2 protein-coding genes are annotated in these 2,792 nt (G+C 73.0%); one reads left to right on the top strand and one right to left on the bottom strand.

Annotated features, from left to right (window positions below; genetic code table 11):
* The coding region (locus BH719_RS10330; RefSeq protein ID WP_009743886.1) for an Rv3654c family TadE-like protein at positions 1–508 on the top strand (508 nt) is incomplete at its 5' end.
* Between the two features lie 820 nt (positions 509–1,328).
* Here the strand turns inward: BH719_RS10330 and BH719_RS05870 are convergent.
* On the bottom strand, positions 1,329–2,792 hold a 1,464-nt coding region (locus BH719_RS05870), incomplete at its 5' end, for a DEAD/DEAH box helicase (RefSeq protein WP_009743884.1).

The following is a 2,792-nucleotide window of genomic DNA, read 5'->3' as shown; positions in this document are numbered from 1 at the left end:
TGGCGCGTCCGATCGCCGTGGCCCCGGGCCGTGGGCCGCCTCGGGGCACCGCTCGGGCGCCGCATTTCACTCATGGGATTGCGCGACCACGGATGGCACCGGCGGCCGCCCCAGCGCCACCGGCCCGGAGCACTGCCCCGCGACCGCGGCGGCCGCCGACGAGCGCGGTTCGGGGAGCCTGTACGCGGTCGGAGTGCTCGCCCTCGTGGTCGCGGTGGTCGTGGTCGTCGTGGGAGTGGGCCAGGCCTTCGCTGCCCGCACCCGTCTGCAGGCGGCTGCGGACCTGTCGGCGCTCGCGGGCGCGGAGGCCGCGGCCGTGGCCGCGTGGGAGGACGTGGGGGACGGGCCGTGCTCGGCGGCGGCCAGGGTCGCCTCGGCCAACGGCGCTTCCACTGAGAAATGTGATCTGCACGGGAGCGACTGCCGTGTCGAACTGGTCAGGCGCGTTGCGATCGTTGGAATACCGGTCCAAGTGCGGGCCCGGGCGCGCGCCGGGGTCGAGCCGTGAGAAATTCCCAGGGAACTCGCAGGTTCGTTCAATGGTTCCACAAGGTAGGGCCCGTAGGTTGTATACCAACAAGGACGCGAAACCACAGGGGTTTCGAGGGAAAGGGAGTTCATCGGAAGACTTGCACTGTGTTGATGGGATGCTTGAAGGGCTCGGCCGCAAGGCCGGGCCCTTCAGGTTTCTCTTGCGGCCTATCCCCCTCGGCGCGCTCCTCCGACAGGTAGTGGGCAGCGTCGAGGAGGCTTCTTCTGCGGCTCGCACCCCGGTGCCCCCTCCAGTCGAACGAGGCGCTGGCACTGGAGGCTTCTCCTGCGGCCCACCCCTCGGCGCCCCCAAGGAACGGGCCTGATCGTGCTTCCCATCGCGTCTACTGGTCCAAAATGCGTCTGGGTTCCGCGGTTCTCAGATGGTTCTGCGGTGGTCTGGTCCAAAATGCGTCTGGGTTCAGCCGTTTCGGCGTGATCCGGGCGAAATCGGGCAGACTCAGACGCATTTTGGAACAAGCGCCCGTCGCGCCACCATTTCCGCCCGAAACTCAGACGCATTTTGGAACACCCGACGGGGCTCGCCCGCCGGGCCGTGGACGGCGCGCATCTTCGGCTCAGTAGTCGGCGCGCTACGGCACGTCCCATATCCGGAACTGTGGAAGGCCTGTCCCTCCCGCGTCGCGCCCGCCGCGCGGGGAGCAAGGCGGACTACCACTGCTTGCGGGGCACAGGGGTCGCTGCCCGCTGCGGGCACTGTTGGAGGTGCGGCGCCTCTTCGCAGAGTGGGCGGGGCCCAGGGGCGCCGCCCGCGGGCGCGGCCCGGCGCCCGGCCCTCACGGGCAGCGCTCGAGGACGAACCCGAGCAGGGCGACCGCCCCCGCCTTGGAGAGGGGCTCGTTCCCGTTGCCGCACTTGGGCGATTGGACGCAGCGGGGGCATCCGTCCTCGCACGGGCACTCCCGCACCGCCTCCAGGGCCGCCCCGATCCACTGCGCGGCCCGGGCGTACCCGCTGCGGGTGTGCCCGGCGCCCCCGCGGAAGGCGTCGTGGACGAACACGGTGGGGCGGCCGGTGTCGTCGTGCGACTGTGTGGACAGTCCCCCCAGGTCCCACCGGTCGCAGGTCGCGATGAGCGGCAGGATGGCGATCATCGCGTGCTCGGCGGCGTGCAGGGCTCCGGGCAGGTCGGCGGCGCCGATGCCGAGCACCGCCTCGGCTCCGCGCTCGAGCTGGAACCAGGCGGAACGGGTGGGCAGGGTGCGCGTGGGCATCGCCAGCTCGGTGTTACGGATGAACTCCAGGCCCGGCAGGCGCAGAAGGTCGTAGTCCGTGACCCGAGTCGACACGTCGGTGGGGCCGAAGCACCAGGTGAGCAGCCCGTCGGGACTGGTCCAACTCGCCTCCACACCGCGGATCGCGACGCTCGTGTGGGTGGAGGCGCGCGTGCGCAGAGGGGTGCGCACCTCCTCGACGACGGCGACACGCTGGTCGCCGGGGCGGACGGGGGCGACCAGGGGCGGCGCCCCGACCGGCGCCCGCCCCCAGCCGACCGGGCCCGCGGCCCCTGTCACGGAGGACAGCGACAGCACGTGGTAGGTGCGCCCCTGGTGGACGTAGACAGCGTCGGGGAAGACGTGCGCGTCCGCCGATGCCTCGTCGATGGTGCCGATGACCACGCCCGCCGGGTCGACGATCTGCACGTCGCCCCCTCCTCCGCGCAGGTCGGTGAGGTCGCTGGGCCGCTCGGGGCGCGTGGCGTCCCAGAACCAGCCGGCCGGCCTGCGCCGCAGGAGCCCGTCGCGCTCCAGGGCCCCGACGACGTCGGCGAGGCCGGGGCCGAAGTACGCGGAATCGGCCTCGGTCAGGGGCGCCTCGGCGGCCGCTGCGCACAGGTGGGGGGCCAGCACCCACGGGTTCGCGGGGTCGATGACTGCGGCCTCGACTTCGGCGAGGATGTCCTCGGGGTGGCGCACCAGGTAGGCGTCGAGCGGGTTCTCAGAGGCGATGAGCACGGACACGCCCGCCCGCCCCGCCCGACCCGCGCGGCCGATCTGCTGCCACAGGGAGGCGCGCGTGCCTGGCCACCCGGCGGTGACCGTGGCGTCGAGGCCGGAGATGTCGAGCCCGAGCTCCAGGGCGGACGTGGTGGCCAGCGCGCGCACCCGGCCGCTGCGGATGGCGGCCTCCAGGGCGCGGCGTTCCTCGGGCAGGTACCCGCCCCTGTAGGCGCCGACCCGCCCGGCCAGGGGGGAGCCCCGGGAGGAGAGCCGGTCGCGGACCTGCGCGGCCACGGCCTC

This window comes from Pauljensenia hongkongensis, from assembly GCF_001746855.1.
GTDB lineage: Bacteria > Actinomycetota > Actinomycetes > Actinomycetales > Actinomycetaceae > Pauljensenia > Pauljensenia hongkongensis.
Note: the sequence above shows the minus strand (reverse complement) of the source record. Positions and strands in the feature narration are given on the sequence as shown.